The following is a 23,595-nucleotide window of genomic DNA, read 5'->3' as shown; positions in this document are numbered from 1 at the left end:
GCCCGGGCCGGTGACCCGCCGCCCCCCGCCGTACGAGAAGAGCGTGGCCGCCGTCGCGCTGGTCGCCACCACCGCAGAGGTGCTGGCCTGCCCGGAGCTGGACGAGGACATGCTCGCCCCCTGGGAGCGCCGGCGGCTCACGGGCATCCGGGTGCCCGCCCGCCGCGACGACGTGGTGGCGGCCCGCCTGCTGCTGCGGCTGTGCGCCTCCCGGGCCACCGGGCTGCCGCCCCGGGACGTCGCGCCCGCCCAGCGCTGCCCCGGATGCGGGCGGGACGGGCACGGCCGGCCGTTTCTCCCGGACCACCCCGGTCTGGGGGCGAGCTTCAGCCACGCCGACGGACTGGCCGCGGCGGCGGTCGGGCCCGGCCCGGTCGGTATCGACGTGGAACCCCTGACGCGCCGGCCGGGCCCCCTGCCCGTCCTGCGGCGGCTGCTGCCTGCGGACGCGGTGGACGCCGCTCGCGCCGAGCCGGACCCCGGCCCGGCGCTGCTGCGGTTGTGGGTCCGGCGGGAGGCGCTGTTCAAGGCCGGGTTCGAGGCCGGGTTCGAGGGTGGGTCCAAGGCCGGGCGGGACGACGTCCGGCTGACCGAGTGGACCGACCGCGGTCGCGCGGCCGTGGTGGCACTGGCCGGAGCCGACGAGGTCCTCGCGCCGCTCCTCAGCTCCGGCCCGGCTCCGCCGTCAGGTCGATGAGGCGGCAGACCGTCTCGATGTCGATCTTCACCTGGGCGATCGAGGCCCGGCCCGACAGCCAGGTGATCAGCGCCGAGTGCCAGGTGTGCTCGATGACCCGGACCGCGGAGAGCTGCTCCGGGGTCGGGTGCTCCAGGCCCATCGCGTCCAGGATGATCGCCGTGGTGAGCCGGGAGACGGTGTCCACCTCGGGGCTCACGCTGCGGTCCGCGAAGGTGAGGGCGCGGACCATGGCGTCCGCGAGGTGCGGTTCGCGCTGGAGGGCGCGGAAGGCGCGCATCAGCGTCTCGGCCACCCGCTGGGCCGCGTCGTCGCCGGCCGGCGGGCGTTTGCGGAGCGTGGTGTGCATGTGCTGGAGCTGGTCCTGCATGGTCGCGACCAGCAGATGGATCTTGGACGGGAAGTAGCGGTAGAGGGTGCCCAGCGCGACCCCGGCGGCCTCGGCCACCTCCCGCATCTGCACCGCCTCGAACCCGCCCCGGCTGGCCAGCTGGGCGCTGGCGTGCAGGATGCGGCGGCGACGGGCCTCCTGGCGCTCGGTCAGCGGAGGCGCTGCCGGTCTGGCGTCCGCGGTCATGCTGTCCCCGATCCACGATCCGTGATCCATGGCTTGATCCCGCACCCGGACGGACGAAGCGGCCCGGCCGGGCGCGCACAGCATGCCAGGGCGTCCGCCGTGGCGCGAATCACCTGATCCGGCCCTCACGCCGACGCTACCTGCCGGTAGATTCGATGCACGTCGAACGATCAAGTATGCAACTTGTTCTATCAAGTCTGAAACTTGTTCTAGATTAGCGCGACCGGTTACGCTCCGGCGAACACGCAGTCAGAAGGGGGCCGAGTGTGACCGCTGAGGCCATAGAGACAGGCCCCCGCACGGGCGACGGCAGCTCCACCGGGACCGGCGACCGGCCGTTGCGCATCGCACTCCTCACCTACAAGGGCAATCCTTTCTGCGGCGGCCAGGGCGTGTACGTCCGCCACCTCGGCCGGGAACTCGCCCGCCTCGGCCACAGCGTCGAGGTGATCGGCGCGCAGCCCTACCCGGTGCTCGACGAGGGCGTTCCGCTCACCGAGCTGCCCAGCCTCGACCTCTACCGCCAGCCCGACCCCTTCCGTACCCCGAAGCGCGGCGAGTACCGCGACTGGATCGACCTGGCCGAGGTCGCCACCATGTGGACCGGCGGCTTCCCCGAGCCGCTCACCTTCAGCCTGCGCGCCCGTCGCCATCTCCTGGCCCGGCGTGGCGAGTTCGACGTCGTCCACGACAACCAGACCCTCGGCTACGGGCTCCTCGGCGACCTCGGGGCCCCGCTCGTGACGACGGTCCACCACCCCATCACCGTGGACCGCAGGCTCGACCTGGCGGCTGCGACGAGCCGCCGCCGGCGCGCCTCCGTACGCCGCTGGTACGGCTTCACCCGGATGCAGAAGCGGGTCGCCCGCAAGCTGGACACCGTCCTGACCGTCTCCGGCTCCTCCCGCGACGAGATCGTCGAGGACCTCGGCGTACGCGCGGACCGGATCAGCGTCGTCCACATCGGCGCGGACACCGGCCTGTGGTCGCCCGACCCCTCCGTCGCCGAGGTGCCGGGCCGCATCGTCACCACCTCCAGCGCCGACGTCCCGCTCAAGGGGCTCGTCCACCTCGTCGACGCGCTCGCCAAGCTCCGCACCGAGAACCCCGCGGCCCACCTCGTCGTCGTCGGCAAGCGCGCCGAGAACGGCCCGGTCGCCCGCGCGATCGAGCGGCACGGGCTCGCGGACGCCGTCGAGTTCGTCAAGGGCATCAGCGACGCCGAGCTGGTCGACCTGGTGCGCAGCGCCCAGGTCTCCTGCGTGCCCTCGCTGTACGAGGGGTTCTCGCTGCCCGCCGCCGAGGCCATGGCCACCGGCACCCCGCTGGTCGCGACCACCGGCGGCGCGATCCCCGAGGTCTCCGGCCGCGACGGGGAGACCTGCCTCGCGGTGGCGCCCGGCGACGCGGACGCGCTGGCCGGGGCGCTGGCCCGGCTGCTGGACAGCCCGGAGCTGCGCGCCCGGCTCGGCGCGGCCGGCCGCGAGCGGGTGCTGGCCAACTTCACCTGGGCCCGGGCGGCGGCCGGAACAGCCGAGCTGTACCGTCAGGCGATCATCGCCCGCGGAATCCGCAGGTGACCGCGCGCCCCCGGGCGACCGCGGATCCGATCGTCGCAACCCGTACCTCCGACCTCGAAGGCAGGCCCCCGTGCTGACCGTCGACTTCACCCGCTTCCCGCTCGCCGCCGGCGACCGAGTGCTCGACCTGGGCTGCGGTGCCGGCCGGCATGCCTTCGAGTGTTACCGGCGCGGCGCGCAGGTCGTCGCGCTCGACCGGAACGCCGAGGAGATCCGCGAGGTCGCCAAGTGGTTCGCCGCGATGAAGGAGGCCGGAGAGGCCCCCGAGGGCGCCACGGCCACCGCGATGGAGGGCGACGCCCTCAACCTGCCCTTCCCCGACGACTCCTTCGACGTCGTGATCATCTCCGAGGTCATGGAGCACATCCCGGACGACAAGGGCGTCCTCGCCGAGATGGTCCGGGTGCTCAGGCCGGGCGGCCGGATAGCGATCACCGTCCCGCGCTACGGCCCCGAGAAGGTCTGCTGGACCCTCTCCGACGCCTACCACGAGGTCGAGGGCGGCCACATCCGCATCTACAAGGCCGACCAGCTCCTCGCCCGGATCCGCGAGGCCGGGCTCAAGCCGTACGGCACCCACCACGCCCACGCCCTGCACGCGCCGTACTGGTGGCTCAAGTGCGCCTTCGGCGTGGACAACGACCGTGCGCTGCCGGTGCGGGCGTACCACAAGCTGCTGGTCTGGGACATCATGAAGAAGCCGCTCGCCACGCGGGTCGCCGAGCAGCTCCTCAACCCGGTCGTCGGCAAGAGCTTCGTCGCCTACGCCACCAAGCCGCACCTTCCGAAGGCCGAGGCGTGAGCACTCCCGAACAGACCGAACACCTCGTTCTGCCGGGCGTCCTGACGGCGGCCCAGGCCACCGAGACGGTCGCCGCGATCGCCGCCGTACAGCGGGAGGACGGGGCGCTGCCCTGGTTCCGGGGTCATCACCTCGACCCGTGGGACCACACCGAGGCCGCGATGGCCCTGGACGCGGCCGGCGAGCACGAGGCAGCGGCCCGCGCCTACGACTGGCTCGCGCGCAACCAGAACGCCGACGGCTCCTGGTACGCCGCCTACCACGACGGCGATCCGCAGCAGCCGACCGACCGGAGCCTGGAGAGCAACTTCTGCGCGTACGTGGCCGTCGGCGTCTGGCACCACTACCTGGCCACCGGCGACGACGCGTTCGTCGACCGGATGTGGCCCACGGTCTTCGCGGCCGTCGAATTCGTCCTCGGGCTCCAGCAGCCCGGCGGGCAGATCGGCTGGAAGCGGGAGCCCGACGGAACGCTTGTCGACGACGCGCTGCTGACCGGCTCGTCCTCGATCCACCAGGCGCTGCGCTGCGCGCTCGCCATCGCCGAGCGCCGCGAGGAGCCGCAGCCCGACTGGGAGTTGGCGACCGGCGCGCTGGCGCACGCGATCCGCAGCCACCCGGAGCGCTTCCTCGACAAGAGGCGCTACTCCATGGACTGGTACTACCCGGTCCTCGGCGGCGCGGTCACCGGGGCCGAGGCCACCGCCCGCATCCAGGAGGGCTGGGACCGCTTCGTCGTCCCCGGCCTCGGGGTGCGCTGCGTGCTGCCCAACCCCTGGGTGACCGGCGGCGAGAGCTGCGAACTCGCCCTGGCCCTCTGGGTGACGGGGGAGTCGGACCGTGCGCTGGAGATCCTCCAGTCCGTCCAGCACCTCCGCACCGAGGGCGGGCTGTACTGGACGGGATACGTCTTCGAGGGCAACCGGGCCTTCTGGCCCGAGGAGCTCACCACCTGGACGGCGGGCTCCCTGCTGCTCGCGGTGGCCGCGCTCGGGGGGGACGAGGCGACCACCGCGGTCTTCGGGGGCGAGCGGCTGCCGGTCGGCCTGGAGCCGGACTGCTGCCGCTGAACACGCCCTGGGGCGGGTCCTGTTCAGCCCCGGCGTAGCCGGCCCGCCACCGCGTGCCCGATGAAGAGGTAGACCACGGCCGCCAGGCCGTAGCCGGTGACCACGTTGGCCCACGCCTTGTCGAACGTGAACAGGTCGTACGACCAGCCCGCCAGCCAGCGGGCCGAGTCGTGCACCCACTGCACGAAATCGTTGCCGCGGTTGGCGTCCAGCAGGTACATCAGGATCCAGAGGATGATGATGAAGGCCAGAATATCGGCCACGACGGCTATGACACGAGCCGCTGAACTGCTACCTGAACGGGTTCTGGGAGACATGGAACTCTGGTTGCCGCTTTACGCAGGGTGAAACCCGTACGGCCCGCACCGGGTGGCGACCGGTGATGGGAGGGGCGAGGCTGAGCGGGAGTGCCGACATTCATCACTCGCTGTGACATGTCCGGACGTTCGGCCCGGTCCGGCCGGTCCGGCCCGCCCGGTCAGGAGGCCCCGCCGTGCCCCGTTCCGTACCGCTCCGCCGCATCCTCGCGACACTGCTGCTGTCCTGCGCCCTGCTGGTGGGCACGACGGCGTGCGGCGACTCCGGTGACTCCGGCGGCGGCAACGCGACGAGTGCGTCGGTGGCGGCCGATCCCTCCGCGGCCAGCCCCTCGGCCTCCGCCGCGGAACAGCGGCTCGCCAAGACCCGGTTCGTCGCCAACGCGGGCCTCGCGGCGGGGGCGACGTACCAGTGGATCGTGAAGCCCTACCGCGCCGGGACGTTCAAGGAGGGCGCGGAGGGACGGAGGTTCGCCCTCGTCAAGGCCGGTCTCGCGGGCGGGTTCGCCTACAACCGGCTCAGGGCCGCGGCGGAGAACGCCAAGGGCGACCCGCTGCTGTCGAAGGCCGTCGCCCCGCTCACCGCCGGGATCGAAAGCCTCAAGGACCTGGGGACGAAGCTCCGCAAGGGCGAGGCGGGGGAGGGCGACGTGGGGGCGTTCGAGAGCGTCATCGACAGCATCAAGAACGCCGGCGAGGACGCGGGCGCCGAGGTGAAGGACAAGGTCCCCTCCACCTCCCAACTGAGCGGATAGCGACGGCGAAAAGCTTCGATTCCCCTCGTGGGGCGGCGGCCTTCGCGTGTCGTGCCGGAGGTCAGAGCAGGTCTTCGCCCGTGTCTTCGTAGTCCTTCTCCTCACCCTCGGGGATCAGGGGGTCCGCACCGGTCAGGGCGAGGATCAGACAGGCCCCGTAGGACGAGCCGTCGTGCTCGCCCTTCCCCTTCAGCGTCCCGCCGACGCCGGCCTCGTCGGTCTCGAAGTCCGCCGGGTCCAGGCCGAGCCGGCGGGCGAGTTCGTCGACCGAGGCGAGTAGCCGGTCGCGCACGGCTCTGCCCTCCCGGGTCCCACCCCCCGGGGGCGGGAGGACCACGAGGAGATCGGCGAGGTAGCCCCGGCGCAGCCCGTCCGGATGGGCCGCCTCGAACGCCGCCGAGACCGGCCGGAGCTCGGAGACCAGCGGCAGCCAGGCGCGCAGCGCTTCCTCGGCGGTGCGCACCCGCTCCAGGTGCAGAGAGACGCGGCAGACCACGTCGTCGGGGGAGAACCTCATCAGTGGGTCACGTATCCGTTCTTCGAGATGTCGGCGTGCGCGTGGTGCTTGCCTTCATTCTCGCCCGGTCGACTCCCGGTCGACCTGCGCGATCAGGGTGATCAACCCGGGCCCCGCCGGTTAGGGTGCGCGGCATGATCCCTCTTTCCCACGACCGTTACTGCGACGAGATCCTGGCCCAGAACGACGCCCTGCGCGCGGTGCTGACCGGTGCCGACCTCACCGCTACCGTCCCCACCTGCCCCGACTGGACCCTGCGGGAGCTGGCCGTGCACGTCGGCGGCGCGCACCGCTGGGTCGGCGAGATCGTCCGCACCCGCGCGGCCGAGGAGATCCCCGAGGACACGGTTCCCGGCTTCGAGGGCCCGGACGGCGACGACCCGGCCGTCCTGGACGCCTGGCTCGCCGAGGGGGCCGCTGCCGCCGTCGCCGCGCTGCGGGATGCGGGGCCGGACACCGAGGTGTGGTCCTGGGCGTGGGAGCGGCGTGCCGCCTTCTGGGCGCGGCGCATGACGCACGAGACGGCCGTGCACCGGGCGGACGCGGCGCTCGCCGCCCGCGTCCCGTACACGGTCGACGCCGACGTGGCCGCCGACACCATCGAGGAGTGGCTGCGCATCGTCTCCTTCTCCCAGGACGACGGCGACCCCGAGGCGGCCGAACTGTGCGGGGGCGGGCGCTCGTTGCATCTGCACGCCACCGACGTGCCCGGCGCCGAGTGGCTGATCGAGTTCGGCGACGACCGCTTCACCTGGCGGCACGCGCACGACAAGGCCACGGTCGCGCTGCGCGGACCGCTCACCGACCTGATGCTCGTCTTCAACCGCCGACTGGAGCCGACGAGCCCCCGGGTCGAGGTGCTCGGCGACGCCGCGCTGCTGGACTTCTGGCTGGACCGGTCGTCCTTCGGCTGAGCGGAGAAAGTCCGGACGCCTCCTAGGAGTTCAGCTCCGCCAGGACCCGCAGTGTGTGCGGGTCCGGGGCGGTGACCAGCAGATCCGTCACCGGGCCGGTGCGCCACAGCTCCAGCCGTTCCGCGATGCGGGCGCGCGGCCCGATCAGGGAGATCTCGTCGGCGAACGCGTCGGGCACCGCCCGCACCGCCTCCTCCTTGCGGCCCTGGAGGAACAGCTCCTGGATCCGCCGGGCCTCTTCCTCGAACCCCATGCGGGCCATCAGGTCGGCGTGGAAGTTGCGGGCCGCGTGCCCCATCCCGCCGATGTAGAAGCCGAGCATCGCCTTCACCGGCCACAGCCCCTCGGCCACGTCGTCGCAGACGTGCGCGCGGGCCATCGGCGCGATCATGAAGCCGTCCCGGAGTCCGGCGAGCGAGGCCCCGTAGACGTCCCCGCGCAGCGGCGACCAGTACAGCGGCAGCCAGCCGTCCGCGATCTCCACCGTCTGCGCGATGTTCTTCGGGCCCTCCGCGCCCAGCAGGACGGGGAGCGAGGCCCGCAGTGGATGCGTGATCGGCTTCAGCGGCTTGCCGAGCCCGGTGGCGTCCGGGCCGTTGTACGGGTGGGAGTGGAAGCGGCCCGCCAGCTCCACCGGGGCCTGTCGCGCCAGCACCTGCCGGATCACCTCGACGTACTCGCGGGTCGCGGTCAGCGGGCTCCTGGGGAAAGGCCGCCCGTACCACCCCTCCACCACCTGCGGCCCGGACAGGCCGAGGCCGAGCAGCATCCGGCCGCCGGAGAGATGGTCCAGGGTCAGCGCGTGCATGGCCGTCGCGGTGGGGGTGCGGGCCGCCATCTGGACGATGCCGGTGCCCAGCCGGATGCGGGAGGTGTGGGCGGCGATCCAGGTCAGCGGCGTGAAGGCGTCCGACCCCCAGGCCTCCGCCGTCCACACCGAGTCGTAGCCGAGCCGCTCGGCCTCCTGGACCAGGGCGAGCTGGCCGGGGTCCGGGCCGCGGCCCCAGTATCCGAGCGCGAGTCCGAGCCGCATTCCGTTCCCTCCAGCCGTAGCTGACGAAGCGTCAGATAGGGGTGACCGGGTTGGACTGTACGACAACGGCCCCCCGCCCGGAAGGGCGAGGGGCCGTGACGTGTGCTGTGGCGTACGGATCAGCCGCGCTGGATGCCCGTGGTGTCCTGGAGGACACCACGACGGCCGTCCTGCGTCTGGGCGATGAGGCTCTGGCCGCGCTGTTCCACCGCGAGGTACCAGGTGCCCGGCGCCAGCTCGGCGATCGGGTTCGGCGAACCGTCCTCGCCGTACAGCGGGCGGGCCACCGGAACGGCGAACCAGAACGGGGTGAAGTCGCCCGCCGGGGCGGCGCCGCCCTGCGAGGGCTGCTGGGCCTGCGCCTGCTGCGCCTGCGCCGGGTCGGCCTGGGCGGGCTGGCCCTGCTGCGGAGCGCCGGGGTAGCCGTAGCCCTGGCTCGGCTGGGCACCGTACGGCTGCTGCTGCTGGCCGGCCGGGAAGCCGTAGCCCTGGCCGGGGCCCGCGCCGTACGGGGCCTGCCCGGCCGCTACGCCCTGCGCCGGGGAGGCCGGGCTGACGAGCGGGGCCTTGAGCGCGGGGATCATCGGACCGGCGACGGCACCCGCGACGAGCACGATGGCGGCCAGCAGGCCGAGGATCAGGCCCGCACCGGCGCTGTTGACGTCGAGGATCGTCCAGAAGGCGGTCCACAGGGCGAAGACGGTGAGCGCCGCACCGAACTGGCCGAGGTCCAGGCCGACGACCTTGCGGCCCGGCATCGCACGGCTGACGATCAGCAGCGCCGCGCCGATGACTCCGGCGAGGAAGACGCTCATGAGAAGTCCGAGCGAGTCCCAGGCGTTCGGGCTGTCGAACCGGGAACAGTCGACGCCCTGCGGGCAGTCGTAGCTGGAGAAGTCGAGGAAAGAGGCGATGAACAGCACGACCGCTGCTCCGATCACCACGCCGTCGCCTCGAGTGAGGGATCGGATATTCACGTGAAGGTCCTTAGTCGGTCGTCTCGTCGGGGCGGTCGTCGCTGCCGCCGGTGCGGCTCGAAGCTCGGGAGCGGCTCCCCATCGTACGGATGAATCTATCGTCTGCCCGGGCGGGTTGCGTCCGGGCCCGGATCATGAGCGGTTATCCCCCCAATATCACCGCAGAACTACCCCTTCAGGTAGCTGGTAATGCCGTCGGCCATGCCCTGGGCCGCCTTCTGCCGCCAACTCCCGCTGGTGAGCAGGGCGGCGTCCTTCGGGTCACGCATATTGCCGCATTCCACGAACACCTTGGGCACGGTCGACAGATTCAGTCCGCCGAGATCATTACGCGTGTCCAGACCGGTTTTTCCGCCGATGTAATTGGAAGGCTCGCTTCCGGTCGTACGGACGAAGTGTCCGGCGATCCTCGCGCCGAGATCGGCCGAACTCTTCACGATCTTCGAGGTGTCGGCCCCGCCGCCCTTCACCTCGGCGGGCAGGATCACGTGGAAGCCCCGGTTGCCCACGGCCGACCCGTCGGCGTGCACCGAGACCACCGCGTCGGCCTTCGCCTCGTTCCCGATCCGGGCCCGCTCGTCGATGCACGGCCCGAAGGGCCGGTCACCGTCGTGGGTCAGCCGGACCCGGGCGCCCTCGGCCTCCAGCAGCGTGCGCAGCCGGTGGGACACGTCGAGGGTGAAACGGGCCTCCGCGTAGCCGTCCTCGGTGGACGTACCGGTCGTGTCGCATTCCTTGCGGCCGGTGCCGATGTCGACCTTCTCGTTGATCTCCCGGGTGTGATCCCGGTTGCGCGGATTGTGCCCCGGGTCGATCACCACGGTCCGGCCGGTCAGCGGGCCCTTCGGCAGCGGCGTCGCGGAGTCGGACGGGGAAGCGGTTCGGGACGGCTCCGGCTGCTTCCCGGCCGGTGCGGGAGCCGTCGGGGAGCTGGCGTCCGCGCCGGGCCGGGGCGAGGCCGCACCGGCCCCTTCGGCTTCCGGGCCGCCGCCGCATCCGGCGGCGGTCAGGCATACGGCGGCCAGCGCGGCGGCCACGGAGAGGGGCCGGGCGCGGCGGGTGGGGGGAGGGCTGTCGTCGTACGGCACGCGGCGATGCTACCCACCCGGCCGTCCGGACGGCTCGGACCGCGGCCCGTGCGACCCGGATCCCGCTCCCGTACGGCTCAGATCCCGGCGCCCGTGCGGCGCAGCACGCGCAGCGAGTCCGTCACGGACACCTCGGTGAACGCCCCGGAGGCCAGCGCCCGGAGGTGGATCCGGTAGGGGGCCTGCCCGCCGTCGGCCGGGTCGGGGAACACGTCGTGGATCACCAGCAGCCCGCCCTCGGCGACATGCGGGGCCCAGCCCTCGTAGTCGGCGTTCGCGTGCTCGTCGGTGTGGCCGCCGTCGATGAAGACGAGCCCGAGGGGTCCGGCCCACACGGCGGCGACCTGCGGGGAGCGCCCGACGAGCGCCACCACGTGGTCCTCCAGGCCGGCCCGGCGCAGGGTGCGGCGGAACGTCGGCAGGGTGTCCATCAGCCCGACCTCCGGGTCCACCACGCTCGGGTCGTGGTACTCCCAGCCGGGCTGCTGCTCCTCGCTGCCCCGGTGGTGGTCGACGGTGAGCGCGCCGACCCCGGCTCCCCGCGCCGCGTCCGCGAGCAGGATGGCGGACCGCCCGCAGTAGGTGCCGACCTCCAGCAGCGGCAGCCCGAGCGCACCGGCCTCGGTGGCGGCGGCGTACAGGGCGAGGCCCTCGTGGACCGGCATGAAGCCCTTGGCGGCCTCGAACGCGGCGAGGATCTCCGGCGTGGGCCCGGCTGCGGACTCGGCGGTCACGGGGTTCCTCCAGGTGGGGCGGGGCGAGTGCGGAACGGCGCCCCATCGTGCCGTACGCCCCCGCCGAAGGGATCGGCGGGGGCGTACGTGGGGTGAGCCCGGGTCGGGCGGCCCCCGGCGGAACCGTGCGCTCAGGTCAGCAGCTCTGCCAGAGTCGGGTCATGACGCGGACGCCGAAGCGCAGGCCCTCCAGCGGGACGCGCTCGTCCACGCCGTGGAAGAGGCGGCCGTAGTCCAGGTCGTGCGGGAGCTTCAGGCCCTTGAAGCCGAAGCAGCGGATGCCCAGGTGGGTGAAGGCCTTGGCGTCGGTGCCACCCGGGTTGCAGTAGGGGACGGGGTGGCCGTCCGGGTCCTCGGCGCGGACGGCGTCGCACATCGCGTCGACCAGCGGGCCGTCGAACGTCGTCTCCATCGCGATGTCGTGGTTGACCCACTCACGGCTGACGGAGGGGAGCAGGAGCCGGTCGATCGTGTCGATCAGTTCCTGTTCGTGACCGGGGAGGAAGCGGCCGTCGACGCGGGCGGTGGCCTTCCCGGGGATGACGTTGGTCTGGTAGCCGGCGGTGAACATGGTGGGGTTCGCCGAGTTGCGGAGCACCACCTGCATGAAGTCCGCGACCGGGCCCAGCCTGGCCAGGGTGGCCTCGATGTCGTTCTCGTCGAACTCCACGCCGTAGAGCCGGGCGGCCTCCTCCAGCAGGGCGCGGACCGGTTCGATCAGCCGGATCGGGAAGGTCTCGCGGCCGATCCGGGTGAGGGACTCGGCGAGGTCGGTGACCGCGTTCTCGTCGTTGGGCGACGAGCCGTGACCGGCCCGGCCGTTCGCGGTGAGCTCCATCCACGCCATGCCGCGCTGGGCGTTCTCGATCGGGTACAGCCGGCGCGTGTCGTCGAGGGCGAAGGAGAAGCCACCGCCCTCGCCGATCGCCTCGGTGACCCCCAGGAAGAGGTCCGGCCGGTGCTCGACGAGCCAGTGGGCGCCGAACTTGCCGCCCGCCTCCTCGTCGGCGAGGAAGGCGAGCACCACGTCGCGGGCCGGCTGCGTGCCGGTGCGGGCGAAGTGCCGGGCGGTGGCGAGCATGACCGCCACCGTGTCCTTCATGTCGATCGCGCCCCGGCCCCAGAGGTAGCCGTCGCGGATCTCGCCCGAGAACGGCGGGACCTGCCACTCCGATGCGTCGGCGGGCACGACGTCCAGGTGGCCGTGGACCAGCAGGGCGCCCCGGGTGGGGTCGCTCCCGGGGATCCTGGCGATGACGCTGGCCCGGCCCGGGGCGGACTCGACCAGTTCGGAGGCGATGCCCACCTCGGCGAGGCGGTCCACCACCCAGTCGGCGGCGGCGCGCTCGTCGCTGGTCGGGTTGGAGGTGTCGAACCGGATCAGTTCGGCGCAGAGGTCCACGACCTCGGTCTGGGCCTGCTCGGAGGCGGGGGTGAGGGTCATGCTGCTCCTGCCGGAGTGGTCGCGCGGGCGGCGGGGGCGGGGCTGCCGCCGTCCTCGTCGTCCAGGGTGGAGGTGCCGTACGGCTTGACCCAGCCCAGCAGGCCGAGGGCGCAGTACAGCAGGAAGGCGGTGGCCAGCGAGTTGAGGGCCGGTATGCCGCCGTCGAAGAACTTGCCGACGCAGAACGCCACGACCCAGATGACCAGGGACATCGGCACCCAGGTGGGCGAGGTCAGCGGCAGGGTCTCCGCCTCACGGGTGTCGTCCAGCGGCTTGCGCATCCGCTTCACGACCCAGTACTCGGCGACGATGATGCCGCCGATCGGCGGGATCATCACGCCCAGCAGGGAGAGGAACTCCGTGAAGTGGGTCATGATGCCGACCGCGGACAGGAGCGTGCCGGCGATGCCGAGGACGACGGTGACCACGCCGCGGTGCAGCCGCTTGCGGAAGACGACCTGGAAGAAGTTGACGACGCCGAGCGAGGAGCCGTACAGGTTCCAGTCGTTGATCTTCGCGGTGGACATCAGGACCACCATCACACCGAAGGCGCCCGAGGTGGAGAGCACGATGTGGGACACGTCGCTCGACTTCACCAGATGACCGAGCAGCACACCGACCATGCCGACGATGTACTCGGAGAGGATCATCGAGGAGGCGCTCTGCACGAAGACGTGCGAGCCCTTCTTGTTGTAGCGGGTCATCTCCGGGGAGACGATGGCGCCGGTCATGTAACCGCCCGCGATGGCGGTGGCGGCGACGGCCAGCGGGATCGCCTCGCCGGGCGGCGGCGAGCTGATCAGCTCACTGATCGAGTGGTCGTTGAGCGTCGTGATGATCGACCAGGCGACCATGCCGAAGAACAGCGGCGTGACGATCTTGGCGAACAGGGCCATGTATTTGAAGCCGAAGATCACCAGGCCCGTGATGGCGATGCCCGCGATCACGCACCACATCCACGACGGTCCGCCGACCAGCGCCGAGACGCTGTTGCCGAAGATCGTGTTCTGGACGCCGAACCAGCCGACCAGGCTGACCGCGATGACGAAGCTGACCAGGGCCGAACCGTTGCGGCCGAAGCCCGTCCAGCGGGTGAGCATCGGGGTCGCCAGACCCTCGCGCATGCCGGCCAGACCGATCGCGAAGATCACGATCTCCAGGATCACCGCGCCGAGCGTGAAGGCGAGGAAGGCGTCCCCGAAGGTCATGCCGACGCCGATGGTGGCGCCCAGCGTGAACTGGGAGATCGAGCCGGACTGGGCCAGCCACTGCAGGAGCATGGACCAGAAGCCGAAGCGCTTGTCGCGCGGGACCCGCGAGAGCGAGTAGTCGTCGCTGCCGATGCTCTTGGCTTCGGGGGCCGTGGCGTCGGCCTGGGGGGCGGATGCCATCAGGACTCCTGGGTGGTGCGGCCGAGGGTCTGGAGGTGAGCCAGCGACCCGTAGCGGTTGACGAGGTTGTCGAACTCCACCGTGTCGTGGAAGTCCAGATTCCCGGCGCCGAAGCCCTTGGCGACTTCCACGGCGTAGCGGGCGGCGGACGCGATGTCGCTCTCGTGACTCGCGCCCGTCTGGCAGCCCGGTACCGCGGCGGCCGAGGTGACCGCGAGACCGACGACCGGAGCGGCGGTCGCGGTGGCGGGCTGGAGGATCGAATTGATGTGGTGTGCACCGTTACCGTACGGCGTGATGTCCTGGGTGGTCACCGGGTATGTGACCAACGGCTCACCGGTCACCACGGCCAGCAGCTCGCCGAGCTGCTCGCTGACCCGGAGCACCCAGCCCTCCTTGACGGTGGGCGACAGGGCCAGGCCCTTGTGGTTGATGATCCGGTTGCCCTTGGTGGTGTCGATGGAGAGCACGGCCTCCATGTCGGCGGTCACCTCGTGCCGGTTCATCGTGGCGATGTCCACGGGCGAGCCCATGAACGGCACCGGGTCGTGCGGCTCGGTCGGCGCGTTCGGGCAGATGTGGGTGGCGACGATCACGTCACCGGGCAGCACATCGCCGCGACGGCGCATGTCGAGCAGCTTGGCCGCCGTGGCGATGGCGGAGGCCGCGCCGTCGGCGTCGGAGACCAGACCGGTCACCTCGGGCCGGGCGCCGAGGCCGCCGAGCCGGCCCACCACACCGAGGGTGCGGGCGCTGCCGCCCGCCGTCCGGCCGCGGGAGCCGGGGATGCGGACGAGCACGAAGTCCGTCGAGCCCTGGTCACCCACGACGGTGGTGACCTGCGCGGACGAGCCCTCGGCCCCCGCTGCGGCGTCGAGGTACCCGACGACCGTCTTGCCATTGACCTGGGGATCGTCCAGAAGCTCGACGATGTCCAGTACGTACTTCAACATGGGGGCTTTTCTCCTGATCCTGACACCCGCCCGGCGCTCGACGGGGGAGAGCGCGGGGCGGGGTGCTGAGGCAACATTCGGGATCGGATAGCGTTGAGCGCAACTGTTTCCCGTTATTTGCAATTCTGGTCTGAATGGTGAGATGACGATGGCCGAATTCGATCTGGACCGGCGTACGCCCGCCGGGGCGCTGCAAACCGTCGACCGGGCGCTCCTGGTGCTGCTCGCCTTCGAGCGCACCCGGCCCGACTGGGGCGTCACCGAGGTCGCCGAGGAGTTCGGCTGGGACACCTCCGCCGCCCAGCGGCTGCTGGCCACCCTGGCGGGCCGGGGCTTCCTGGTCTCCGATCCGGCCACCCGCCGCTACCGCATCGGCCCCGCCGTGCTGCGGCTCGGCCGCCTCTGGGAGCGCTCGGGCTCGCTGGAGCTGCTGGCCGGTCCGGTCCTGGAGGAGCTGCGCCGGACCACCGGCGACACGGTCCTGTTCTGCCTTCCGGACAGCTTCCACATGCGCTGCGTGGCCGCCGAGGAGGGCGAGACCGGACCGCTGCGCTACTACCCGCTGGTCGGCGAGCTCTACCCGGCGCACGCGGGGGCGACCAGCAAGTCGTACTACGCCTATCTGCCCGACGAGCAGCGCCACCGGCTCTTCCGGGGTCGCCCCATGGCGCGCTTCACGGACCGCACGGTCACCGAACCGGACCTGCTGGAAAGGGAGTTCATAAGGATCCGGGCCCAGGGTTACGCCTGGACGGTCGGCGAGTACGACACCGGGATCGCCACCGTCGCCGTACCGGTGTTCCTGGGGCGCGAGCCGTACGGAAGCCTCAGTCTCGGTGGTGGGGAGGACCGGTTCCAGGGGGCGCCCGAGGACCGGCTCGACGCGCTGCGGCACGCGGCCCAACTGCTGGAGCAGCGCCTCACCCACCCGCCGCAGCGGCCGAAGCCCCGCGCCCGCCGGCCCCGCACCACCTGACCGACCCGATCCGCCCGGCCGCCCCGGTCATCCGACCGACCGATCCGCCCGACGTACCCGAGGAACCCCGTGAATCTGCTGCTTCTCTCCAACTCCACCCAGTTCGGCTGCGGTTACCTGGAACACGCCCTGGACACCGTCACCGCGTTCCTCCCCGCGAACGCGCGACTCGCCTTCGTGCCGTACGCGCTCGCCGATCACGCCGCGTACACCACCCGGGTCCGCGAGGCGCTGGAGCCGTCCGGCATCACCGTGCGCGGCATCCACGAGAACCCCGACCCGGTCGCCGAACTCGCCGCTTCCGACGCCGTGTTCATCGGCGGCGGCAACTCCTTCCGGCTGCTCGCCGCCCTGTACCGCACCGGTCTGCGCGAGGCCGTGCGCGACGCGGTGCGCGGCGGGCTGCCCTACATGGGTGCGAGCGCCGGCACCAACATGGCCGCCCCGACCCTGCGCACGTCCAACGACATGCCCATCGTGCAGCCGCCGTCCTTCGGGACGCTGGGCCTGGTCCCGTTCCAGATCAACCCGCACTATCTGGACCCCGACCCGGCCAGCACCCACAAGGGCGAGACCCGTGAGGAGCGGCTCACCGAGTTCCTGGAGGAGAACGACGTACCCGTGCTCGGGCTGCGCGAGGGCTCCTGGCTCCGTGTCGACGGGGAGCGGGCCCACGTCCAGGGCGCCCGCCCCGCCCGGCTGTTCTCCCGCGCGGCCGAGCCTCAGGAGCTCCTGCCGGGGTCGGAGGTGTCCCGGCTGCTCACGACGGTGCCGCGGTTCGACGCTCCGGTGCGCTGACCGGCCTCGGCCCCGGCCCGGGCGGCCCGCGCGGCCCGCGCGTCGTCCGCGCTGCTCGCCAGGAGCACCGGGTGCGCGGAGGGCCGCTGCGAGGGCAGGAACGCCGCCAGCACCAGGCCGATCAGCACCGCCCCCGTGGCGATCAGGAACGAGATCCGGAAGCCCTCCATGGACGGTACCTGGACCGAGCCCGTCGTCACGGAGGTGTTGGCCAGCACCATGCCGATGACGGCGCTCGACACCGAGGTGCCGATGGACCGCATCAGGGTGTTGAGGCCGTTGGCCGCGCCGGTCTCCGACGGGTCGACGGCCCCGATGATCAGGGCGGGCAGCGAGGAGTAGGCGAGGCCGATGCCGGCGCCGAGCACCACCGCGATCAGTACGGTCTGCCAGGCGGCGCTGAGCAGCCCGAGCCCGGCCCCGTAACCGATCGCGATGACCAGCATGCCGAGCATCAGCGTGACCTTGGGGCCGCGGCGGGCCGAGATCCGGGCGTACAGCGGGGCGACGAACATCATCGTCACGCCGAGCGGGGCCACACAGAGTCCGGCGACCACCATGGACTGGCCGAGGCCGTAGCCGGTGGACGTGGGCAGCTGGAGCAGTTGCGGGAGGACCAGGGAGACCGCGTAGAAGGCGACCCCGACCATGATCGAGGCGAGGTTGGTGAGCAGCACCTCGCGGCGGGCGGTGGTGCGCAGGTCGACGAGCGGCGCCGGGGTGCGCAGTTCGAACAGGCCCCACAGCACCAGCGTGGCGACGGACGCGGCGAGCAGCCCCAGGGTCGGGGCCGAGGTCCAGCCCCAGTCGCTGCCCTTGGTGACCGGCAGGAGGAGGAGGACCAGGCCGAGCGAGAGCCCGAGGGCGCCGATCACGTCGAAGGTGCCGGGCGCGCGCAGCGGCGGCTCGGGGACGAGCCGGTACGTGAGCGCCATCGCGAGCAGTCCGAGCCCGGCCGAGCCGAGGAACAGCGCGTGCCAGTCGGCGTGCTGGGCGACCAGTGCGGCGGCGGGCAGCGCGAGGCCTCCGCCCACCCCGATCGATGAGCTCATCAGGGCCATCGCCGAGCCGAGCCTCTCGCGCGGCAGCTCGTCGCGCATGATGCCGATGCCGAGCGGGATGGCGCCCATGGCGAAGCCCTGGAGCGCGCGGCCGGTGATCATCACGACCAGGTCGTCGGTGGAGGCGCAGATCAGCGAGCCGACCACCATGACGGCGAGCGAGGCGAGCAGCATCCGCCGCTTGCCGTAGAGGTCGCCGAGCCGCCCCATGATCGGGGTCGAGACGGCGCCCGCGAGCAGGGTGGCGGTCATCACCCAGGTGGCGTTGGCCGGGTCGGTGTCCAGCAGGACCGGGAGGTCCTTGATGACCGGGACGAGCAGGGTCTGCATGACCGCGACGGTGATGCCCGCGAAGGCGAGGACAGGCACGATGGGGCCGGAGCGCGCTTCTCGCGGCTCGGGGAACTCCCCGCTGCGCCGTATCTGTTTCGTCCTTCGCATACGTGGGGCCTCCGGGCAGCGTCGATCACCCGGGCTCCCCCCAAGTGTGTGCATGGTGAACACTTCCCGGCCGAGCCCTATTCCGGTCCGGATCCACCGGTCTCCTGACCTTCCGTCAGATTGAAACGTGTTCTACTCTTGCGCCGTTCCAACGGCCCCGACCGGCGAGGACTCGCATGGGTATCGGCACAGGTATGGGCACGGGTATCGGGATCACCGAGGAGCACCGTGCGCTGGCACACTCCGTACGGGGCTGGCTGGCCGGCGCCGCACCACCCGGTGAGGTGCGCGGGATCCTCGACGCGGAGAGCCCGGCCGCCCCCGGCGTACGCCCGGCCCACTGGGAAGGGCTCGCCGCGCAGGGGCTCACCGGCATCCATCTGCCCGAGGCGTACGGAGGTGGCGGCGGGGGTCTCCTCGACCTCGCCGTCGTCCTGGAGGAGGCCGCCTACGCCTCGCTGCCCGGCCCCTACCTCGCGACCGTCCTCACCTCCGCCGTGCTGCGCCACGCGGTGGCCGCCGGGGCGAAGGAGCTGGGCGGACCGCTCCGGGAGCTCGCCGCGGGGGACCGCACCGCCGCCCTCGCCCTCACGCCCGGCACCCTCACCGCCACCCCCGCCGACGGCGGTCACCGGCTCGACGGCACCGCCCCGCCGGTCCTGACCGCCGATGCCGCCGACCTGCTCCTGCTGCCCGCCGCCACGCCCGACGGCGAGCGCTGGTTCCTCCTGGACGCCGGGGCCGAGGGCCTCGCCGTGCGCCCGCACCGCAGCGCCGACCCGACGAGGCCCACCGCCGAGGTGCGCGCCGACGCCGTCCCCGTACCGGCACACCGGGCGCTGCCCCTGGACCCCGCGCTCGTCCGCGACCTGGCCGCCGTCCTCCTCGCCGCCGACGCCTGCGGAACCGCCGCCCGGAGCCTGGACACCGCCGTCGAACACGCCACCGTACGCGAGCAGTTCGGGCGGCCCATCGGGGCGTTCCAGGCCGTCAAACACCTCTGCGCCGACATGCTCGTCCGCCTCGAACAGGCCCGCGCCCTCACCTGGGACGCGGCCCGCGCCGCTGACGAATCCGCCCGCGCCGCCGATGAATCCGCCCGGTCGGCCTCCGGCCGGTCCGGGGCGGCCGGTTCCGGCGGCGGCCAACCCGCCCGGTCCGACGGCCCGGGGCCCGGGGCGCGCGGACTCACCGCCGCGCTCGCCGCCGCCACCGCACCCGAGGCCGCTTACACCTGCGCCAAGGACGCCATCCAGATCCTCGGCGGCATCGGCTTCACCTGGGAGCACGACGCCCACCTCCAGCTGCGCCGGGCCGTCCTCGCCCGTCAGCTCCTCGGGGCCGCCGACACGCACCGGCTGCGCGCCGCCCGCCTCGCCGAGGCCGGAGCCCGCCGCGAACTCGCCCTGGAACTCCCCGCCGAGGCCGCCGGCCACCGCGCCGAGGCCCGCCCCCACCTCGCCGCCGCCCAGGGCCTGACACCGGCGGGGGCCCGCCGCGCCCTCGCCGCCACCGGCTACGCGGCCCCGCACCTCCCCGCCCCGTACGGACTGGACGCGGGACCCGTGCGGCAACTGGCGATCCAGCAGGAGTCGAGGGAACAGGGCATCCGCCTCAGCGACCTGTCCATCGCCACCTGGGTGGTGCCGTCCCTCATCGCGTACGGAACCGAGGAACAGCGGGAGCGCTATCTGCCGGCCACCCTGCGCGGCGACCTCCAGTGGTGCCAGCTCTTCTCGGAACCCGATGCCGGATCCGACCTGGCCGCGCTGCGCACCCGCGCGGTACGGACCGACGAGGGGTGGCGGATCACCGGGCAGAAGGTCTGGACGAGCGCCGCCCGCACCGCCGACCACGGCATCCTGCTGGCCCGCACCGACCCGGACGCCCCCAAGCACCGCGGGCTCACCTACTTCCTGGTCGACATGAGGAACGCCGAGGGCATCGGCATCCGCCCGCTCAAGGAGATCACCGGCGAGGCCCTCTTCAACGAGGTGTACTTCGACGACGTCCTGCTGCCCGCCGACGCCGTCGTCGGCGAGGTCGGCGGCGGCTGGCGGGTCGCCCGCAACACCCTGGGCAACGAACGCGTCCACATGGCCGACCAGATGACCTTCGACAGCGGGCTCGAAGCCCTGATCGCCCGCTCGGCCGGGCTGGACGGGGCCACCCGCGCCCGGATCGGCGCGCTCGCCGCCGAGGCCCACGCGCTCGCCTGCGTCGGACTGCGCACCACGCTCCAGCAGGTCTCCGGCCGCGAACCGGGCGCCGGGGCCTCGGTCCGCAAACTCGTCCAGACCCTCCACCAGCAGAAGGTCGCCGAACTCACCCTCGAACTCCTCGGCCCGGACGGCGCGGTGGACGAACCGGGTGCGGGGGAGCGGGCCCTCCACGGCTTCCTGATGTCCCGCTGCCTGACCATCGCGGGCGGCACCACCCAGATCCAGCTCAACGTCGTCGCCGAACGGATCCTCGGCCTCCCCAGGGACTGACCGCACCGGACCAGAAGGAGTCGCACCATGAAGGCCTACATCGTCGGCGTCGGCATGACGAGGTTCGAGAAGCCCGAGACCCGCGACTGGCAGTACTGGGACATGGTCCGCGAGGCGGGCACCGCCGCCCTGACGGACGCCGGCGTCCGCTACGACCAGGTCGAACAGGTCCCCGTCGGCTACTGCTTCCAGGCCTCCACGGCCGGACAACGGGCCGTCTACGAACTGGGGCTGACCGGTGTCCCCGTCTACAACGTCAACAACAACTGCGCCACCGGCTCCACCGCCCTCATGCTGGCCCGGCAGTTCGTCGAGGGCGGCGGCAGCGACTGCGTCCTCGCCGTCGGCTTCGAGAAGATGGCCCGCGGCTCCCTGGGCAGCGGTGCGGACGGCGGCGGCGACTTCGCGACCTCGCCCGTCGCCCGGCACTACGGGATCATGGCCGCCGCCCACGGCTTCGAGATGTCCCCGCCCACCGCCCAGATCTTCGGCAACGCGGCCCGCGAGCACATGGAGCGGTACGGGACGACGCCCGCACAGCTCGCGGCGGTCGGGGCCAAGAACCACCGGCATTCGGTGAACAACCCGTACGCCCAGTTCCAGGACCCCTACACGGTCGAGGAGATCCTCGCCGCCCGTACCGTCCACCGCCCCCTCACCAAACTCCAGTGCTCGCCCACCTCCGACGGGGCGGCGGCGGCCGTCGTCGTCTCCGAGCGGTTCGTCGAACGGCACGGCCTGGGGGAGCGGGCGGTGGAGATCGCCGCCCAGGCCATGACCACCGACACCGGGGCCTCCTTCGCCTCCGGCAGCTGCATCGACGCGGTCGGAGCCCCGATGTCCCGGGCCGCCGCCCAGCAGGTCTACACGGCCTCCGGCCTCGGCCCGGACGATCTCGACGTCATCGAGCTGCACGACTGCTTCTCCGTCAACGAACTCCTCACCTACGAGGCGCTGGGCCTGTGCGGCGAGGGGGAGTCCGGCAAGCTCGTCGAGTCCGGGGCGACGACCTACGGCGGGCGGTGGGTGGTGAACCCGTCCGGCGGGCTGATCTCCAAGGGCCACCCGCTGGGCGCCACCGGCATCGCCCAGGCCGCCGAGCTGACCTGGCAACTGCGCGGCGAGGCCGGCGCCCGCCAGGTGCCCGGCGCACGGACCGCCCTCGCCCACAACATCGGCCTCGGCGGAGCGGCGGTGGTCACGCTGCTGCGGCGCGGCTGAGCCTTCGGGGGTGCGTCAGGCAGGCCGTCAGCTCTCCTCGTCCCGGTCGTCCTCGGTGGTGGTCGTACGGGCCGCGGCCGCGCGCCGCAGATGCCGGTGGCGGGCCCCCGGTTGGTTGCCCAGCTCCTCGCCGACCATGACGCGCACCGCGTCGCGCATCCCGTGCAGGCCCTCGCTGCGCCCCGGGCCGGCGCCGGGGTCGGTGCGCAGCTCCCGCAGCAGGGACCAGCAGAGGAAGAGCATCACCACGACGAAGGGCAGGGCCACCAGGATCGTCGCGCTCTGGAGGGACTCCAGGCCGCCGGCGACCAACAGGGCGGCCGCGACCGCCGCCATGAGGAGGCCCCAGGTGACGACGAGCCAGCGCCGCGGGTGCAGGGCGCCCCGGCTGGTCAGCGACCCCATGACCAGCGAGGCGGAGTCCGCGCTGGTGACGAAGTACATCATGATCAGGATCATCGCGACCCAGGCCGTCGCCGTACTGACCGGCAGGGCGTCGAGCATCGCGAACAGAGTCGCCTCCGTCCCCTCCTTCGCCTTCGCGGCCATGTCGACGACGCCTGTCTCGGCGAGCCGGATGCCGGTTCCGCCGAGCACCACGAACCACAGGGCGGTCGCCCCGCTCGGCACCAGCAGCACGGCGAGGAGGAACTCGCGGATCGTGCGGCCCTTGGAGATGCGGGCGATGAAGGTGCCGACGAAGGGGGCCCAGGAGAGCCACCAGGCCCAGTAGAAGATCGTCCAGGCGCCCAGCCAGCTCTCGTCACCGAAGGCGCCGGTGCGGGAGGCCATGGGGATGAGCTGGTCCAGGTAGCCCCCGACCGACGAGGGCAGCACGTCCAGGAGGTAGACGGTCGGACCTGCGGCGAAGACGAAGACCATCAGGGCCGCGGCGATGACGAGGTTGATCGAGCTGAGCCATTTCACCCCGCCGTGCAGGCCGGTGAAGGCGGAGACCACGAAAGCCGCGCTGAGCACCGCGATGACCACCAGTTCGACGCCGGTGCTCTGGCCGAGGCCCGCCGTGAGGTCGAGACCGATGGCGATCTGTAGCGCGCCGAGCCCCAGACTCGTCGCGGTGCCGAAGACCGTGGCGAAGACGGCGAGCAGGTCCAGCACCTTGCCGAAGACGCCGTTCGCCCTGCGCTCGCCGATGAGGGGGACGAACACGGCGCTCAACCGGTTGCCCCGCCCCTTGCGGAAGCTCGCGTAGCCCAGCGCCAGGCCGACGATCCCGTAGATGGCCCACGGCGTCAGCGTCCAGTGGAAGAAGGAGTACTCCATGGCGGCGCTCGCGGCGGCGTACGACTGCGGCTCGGCCCCGCTGGAGGGCGGCGGGCTCAGATAGTGCGAGACGGGTTCCCCGACGCCGTAGAAGATCAGGCCGATGCCCATGCCGGCGCTGAACATCATCGCGATCCAGGAGAAGTTCGAGAACTCCGGCGGGGAATCGTCCCGGCTGAGCCGGATACGGCCGTAGCGGCTGAAGGCGATCACGAGGCACAGGACCAGGAAGACGTCGGCGGCGATGACGAACAGCCACGCGAAGTTGCCGAGCACCCAGGGCAGGGCCGCGTCCGAAGCGTTCTCGAAGGTGTCCTTCCCGAAGGCTGCCCACAGGACGATCCCGATGACGCCCAGCGCCCCGATGGTCACCACCACCCGGTCGGGCGAGCTGTCCGCGGGGGAACCCGAACCGGAATCCTCGGGGCCGGAGCAGCCGGATGTCCATGCCGGGCAACGCCGCCCTGCCCGCT

The 23,595-nt window shown here is 72.3% G+C and carries 22 protein-coding genes; 10 read left to right on the top strand and 12 right to left on the bottom strand.

Features of this window, described 5'->3' with window-relative positions; all coding sequences use genetic code 11:
- Nucleotides 1-10 precede the first annotated feature (10 nt).
- Nucleotides 11-697 carry a 4'-phosphopantetheinyl transferase superfamily protein gene (locus HET64_RS10655; protein WP_215104172.1) on the top strand — a complete coding sequence of 229 codons (687 nt, stop codon included), beginning with the start codon at nucleotides 11-13 and terminating at the stop codon, nucleotides 695-697.
- On the opposite strand, the gene HET64_RS10650 is transcribed toward HET64_RS10655, so the two are convergent.
- Entirely contained in the window at nucleotides 663-1,274 is a 612-nt protein-coding gene (locus HET64_RS10650) for a TetR family transcriptional regulator (protein ID WP_050358268.1), read from the bottom strand. The two genes, HET64_RS10655 and HET64_RS10650, sit on opposite strands and share 35 nt — an antisense overlap.
- A 266-nt stretch (nucleotides 1,275-1,540) precedes the next feature.
- Here HET64_RS10650 and HET64_RS10645 point away from each other — a divergent pair, with 266 nt between their 5' ends.
- The 3 genes from HET64_RS10645 to HET64_RS10635 all read left to right on the top strand — a co-directional run bounded on the left by HET64_RS10645 (nucleotide 1,541) and on the right by HET64_RS10635 (nucleotide 4,726).
- On the top strand, nucleotides 1,541-2,854 hold the full coding sequence (locus HET64_RS10645) for a glycosyltransferase family 4 protein (protein WP_215104165.1): 1,314 nt from the start codon (nucleotides 1,541-1,543) through the stop codon (nucleotides 2,852-2,854).
- 70 nt (nucleotides 2,855-2,924) lie between these two features.
- The gene (locus tag HET64_RS10640) at nucleotides 2,925-3,656 is read left to right on the top strand and encodes a class I SAM-dependent methyltransferase (RefSeq protein WP_215104163.1); all 732 of its coding nucleotides are present in this window, start codon (nucleotides 2,925-2,927) and stop codon (nucleotides 3,654-3,656) included.
- Nucleotides 3,653-4,726 carry a prenyltransferase gene (locus HET64_RS10635; protein WP_215104161.1) on the top strand — a complete coding sequence of 358 codons (1,074 nt, stop codon included), beginning with the start codon at nucleotides 3,653-3,655 and terminating at the stop codon, nucleotides 4,724-4,726. Before HET64_RS10640 ends, HET64_RS10635 begins: the two co-directional genes overlap by 4 nt.
- A gap of 23 nt (nucleotides 4,727-4,749) precedes the next feature.
- On the opposite strand, the gene HET64_RS10630 is transcribed toward HET64_RS10635, so the two are convergent.
- The gene (locus HET64_RS10630; RefSeq protein ID WP_215104159.1) at nucleotides 4,750-5,043 is read right to left on the bottom strand and encodes a hypothetical protein; all 294 of its coding nucleotides are present in this window, start codon (nucleotides 5,041-5,043) and stop codon (nucleotides 4,750-4,752) included.
- 176 nt (nucleotides 5,044-5,219) lie between these two features.
- Between HET64_RS10630 and HET64_RS10625 the strand changes: the two genes are divergently transcribed.
- On the top strand, nucleotides 5,220-5,798 hold the full coding sequence (locus HET64_RS10625; protein ID WP_215104157.1) for a hypothetical protein: 579 nt from the start codon (nucleotides 5,220-5,222) through the stop codon (nucleotides 5,796-5,798).
- 61 nt (nucleotides 5,799-5,859) lie between these two features.
- Here HET64_RS10625 and HET64_RS10620 read toward each other — a convergent pair whose 3' ends face one another.
- Nucleotides 5,860-6,315: a hypothetical protein gene (locus HET64_RS10620; RefSeq protein WP_215104155.1), complete on the bottom strand. Its 456-nt coding sequence runs from the start codon at nucleotides 6,313-6,315 to the stop codon at nucleotides 5,860-5,862.
- 134 nt (nucleotides 6,316-6,449) lie between these two features.
- Between HET64_RS10620 and HET64_RS10615 the strand changes: the two genes are divergently transcribed.
- Nucleotides 6,450-7,229, top strand: coding sequence for a maleylpyruvate isomerase family mycothiol-dependent enzyme (locus tag HET64_RS10615; protein WP_215104153.1), 780 nt, complete (start codon nucleotides 6,450-6,452; stop codon nucleotides 7,227-7,229).
- 22 nt (nucleotides 7,230-7,251) lie between these two features.
- Here the strand turns inward: HET64_RS10615 and HET64_RS10610 are convergent, their stop codons facing one another.
- The 7 genes from HET64_RS10610 to HET64_RS10580 form a co-directional block, all read right to left on the bottom strand.
- Nucleotides 7,252-8,262 (bottom strand): LLM class F420-dependent oxidoreductase, encoded by a 1,011-nt coding sequence (locus HET64_RS10610; RefSeq protein WP_215104151.1) that lies wholly within the window; start codon nucleotides 8,260-8,262, stop codon nucleotides 7,252-7,254.
- A 119-nt stretch (nucleotides 8,263-8,381) separates the two neighbouring features.
- The gene (locus HET64_RS10605) at nucleotides 8,382-9,239 is read right to left on the bottom strand and encodes a hypothetical protein (protein WP_215104149.1); all 858 of its coding nucleotides are present in this window, start codon (nucleotides 9,237-9,239) and stop codon (nucleotides 8,382-8,384) included.
- 167 nt (nucleotides 9,240-9,406) lie between these two features.
- Nucleotides 9,407-10,327 carry an N-acetylmuramoyl-L-alanine amidase gene (locus HET64_RS10600; RefSeq protein ID WP_215104147.1) on the bottom strand — a complete coding sequence of 307 codons (921 nt, stop codon included), beginning with the start codon at nucleotides 10,325-10,327 and terminating at the stop codon, nucleotides 9,407-9,409.
- A 77-nt stretch (nucleotides 10,328-10,404) separates the two neighbouring features.
- The gene (locus HET64_RS10595; RefSeq protein WP_215104145.1) at nucleotides 10,405-11,061 is read right to left on the bottom strand and encodes a class I SAM-dependent methyltransferase; all 657 of its coding nucleotides are present in this window, start codon (nucleotides 11,059-11,061) and stop codon (nucleotides 10,405-10,407) included.
- Nucleotides 11,062-11,197: 136 nt separating this feature from the next.
- Nucleotides 11,198-12,505, bottom strand: a complete 1,308-nt coding sequence (locus tag HET64_RS10590) for a M20/M25/M40 family metallo-hydrolase (protein ID WP_215104143.1) — start codon at nucleotides 12,503-12,505, stop codon at nucleotides 11,198-11,200.
- A complete protein-coding gene (locus HET64_RS10585) occupies nucleotides 12,502-13,896 on the bottom strand; it encodes a cytosine permease (protein WP_215104141.1) in 1,395 nt (464 codons plus the stop codon). Before HET64_RS10585 ends, HET64_RS10590 begins: the two co-directional genes overlap by 4 nt.
- Entirely contained in the window at nucleotides 13,896-14,849 is a 954-nt protein-coding gene (locus tag HET64_RS10580; protein WP_215104139.1) for a DUF1177 domain-containing protein, read from the bottom strand. The genes HET64_RS10585 and HET64_RS10580 overlap by 1 nt, the downstream gene beginning before the upstream one ends.
- 148 nt (nucleotides 14,850-14,997) lie before the next feature.
- Between HET64_RS10580 and HET64_RS10575 the strand changes: the two genes are divergently transcribed.
- The gene (locus HET64_RS10575) at nucleotides 14,998-15,825 is read left to right on the top strand and encodes an IclR family transcriptional regulator (protein ID WP_215104137.1); all 828 of its coding nucleotides are present in this window, start codon (nucleotides 14,998-15,000) and stop codon (nucleotides 15,823-15,825) included.
- A 69-nt stretch (nucleotides 15,826-15,894) separates the two neighbouring features.
- On the top strand, nucleotides 15,895-16,623 hold the full coding sequence (gene pepE / locus HET64_RS10570; RefSeq protein WP_215104135.1) for a dipeptidase PepE: 729 nt from the start codon (nucleotides 15,895-15,897) through the stop codon (nucleotides 16,621-16,623).
- Here pepE and HET64_RS10565 read toward each other — a convergent pair.
- Entirely contained in the window at nucleotides 16,548-18,125 is a 1,578-nt protein-coding gene (locus HET64_RS10565; RefSeq protein ID WP_215104133.1) for an MFS transporter, read from the bottom strand. The genes pepE and HET64_RS10565 overlap by 76 nt on opposite strands.
- A 176-nt stretch (nucleotides 18,126-18,301) precedes the next feature.
- Between HET64_RS10565 and HET64_RS10560 the strand changes: the two genes are divergently transcribed.
- Together HET64_RS10560 and HET64_RS10555 are read left to right on the top strand one after the other, a co-directional pair.
- Nucleotides 18,302-20,617 carry an acyl-CoA dehydrogenase gene (locus HET64_RS10560; RefSeq protein ID WP_215104131.1) on the top strand — a complete coding sequence of 772 codons (2,316 nt, stop codon included), beginning with the start codon at nucleotides 18,302-18,304 and terminating at the stop codon, nucleotides 20,615-20,617.
- Nucleotides 20,618-20,644: 27 nt separating this feature from the next.
- Nucleotides 20,645-21,838, top strand: a complete 1,194-nt coding sequence (locus HET64_RS10555) for a lipid-transfer protein (protein ID WP_215104129.1) — start codon at nucleotides 20,645-20,647, stop codon at nucleotides 21,836-21,838.
- Nucleotides 21,839-21,865: 27 nt separating this feature from the next.
- Here the strand turns inward: HET64_RS10555 and HET64_RS10550 are convergent, their stop codons facing one another.
- Complete coding sequence (locus HET64_RS10550) at nucleotides 21,866-23,500, bottom strand: BCCT family transporter (protein WP_215104195.1); 1,635 nt, start codon at nucleotides 23,498-23,500, stop codon at nucleotides 21,866-21,868.
- Nucleotides 23,501-23,595 lie beyond the last annotated feature (95 nt).

It is taken from the genome of Streptomyces sp. McG3, assembly GCF_018619185.1.
Classification (GTDB): Bacteria; Actinomycetota; Actinomycetes; order Streptomycetales; family Streptomycetaceae; genus Streptomyces.
The sequence above is the reverse complement of the archived record's forward strand: the minus strand, read 5'-3'. Positions and strand labels throughout refer to the sequence as shown.

Bases quoted from the DNA above. Each gene is read 5' to 3' on its own strand.
- HET64_RS10650 (WP_050358268.1), bottom strand. From the start codon at position 1,274: ATGACCGCGGACGCCAGACCGGCAGCGCCTCCGCTGACCGAGCGCCAG.
- HET64_RS10630 (WP_215104159.1), bottom strand. From the start codon at position 5,043: ATGTCTCCCAGAACCCGTTCAGGTAGCAGTTCAGCGGCTCGTGTCATA.
- HET64_RS10620 (WP_215104155.1), bottom strand. From the start codon at position 6,315: ATGAGGTTCTCCCCCGACGACGTGGTCTGCCGCGTCTCTCTGCACCTG.
- HET64_RS10615 (WP_215104153.1), top strand. From the start codon at position 6,450: ATGATCCCTCTTTCCCACGACCGTTACTGCGACGAGATCCTGGCCCAG.
- HET64_RS10610 (WP_215104151.1), bottom strand. From the start codon at position 8,262: ATGCGGCTCGGACTCGCGCTCGGATACTGGGGCCGCGGCCCGGACCCC.
- HET64_RS10590 (WP_215104143.1), bottom strand. From the start codon at position 12,505: ATGACCCTCACCCCCGCCTCCGAGCAGGCCCAGACCGAGGTCGTGGAC.
- HET64_RS10585 (WP_215104141.1), bottom strand. From the start codon at position 13,896: ATGGCATCCGCCCCCCAGGCCGACGCCACGGCCCCCGAAGCCAAGAGC.
- HET64_RS10580 (WP_215104139.1), bottom strand. From the start codon at position 14,849: ATGTTGAAGTACGTACTGGACATCGTCGAGCTTCTGGACGATCCCCAG.
- HET64_RS10575 (WP_215104137.1), top strand. From the start codon at position 14,998: ATGGCCGAATTCGATCTGGACCGGCGTACGCCCGCCGGGGCGCTGCAA.
- HET64_RS10565 (WP_215104133.1), bottom strand. From the start codon at position 18,125: ATGCGAAGGACGAAACAGATACGGCGCAGCGGGGAGTTCCCCGAGCCG.
- HET64_RS10560 (WP_215104131.1), top strand. From the start codon at position 18,302: ATGGGTATCGGCACAGGTATGGGCACGGGTATCGGGATCACCGAGGAG.
- HET64_RS10555 (WP_215104129.1), top strand. From the start codon at position 20,645: ATGAAGGCCTACATCGTCGGCGTCGGCATGACGAGGTTCGAGAAGCCC.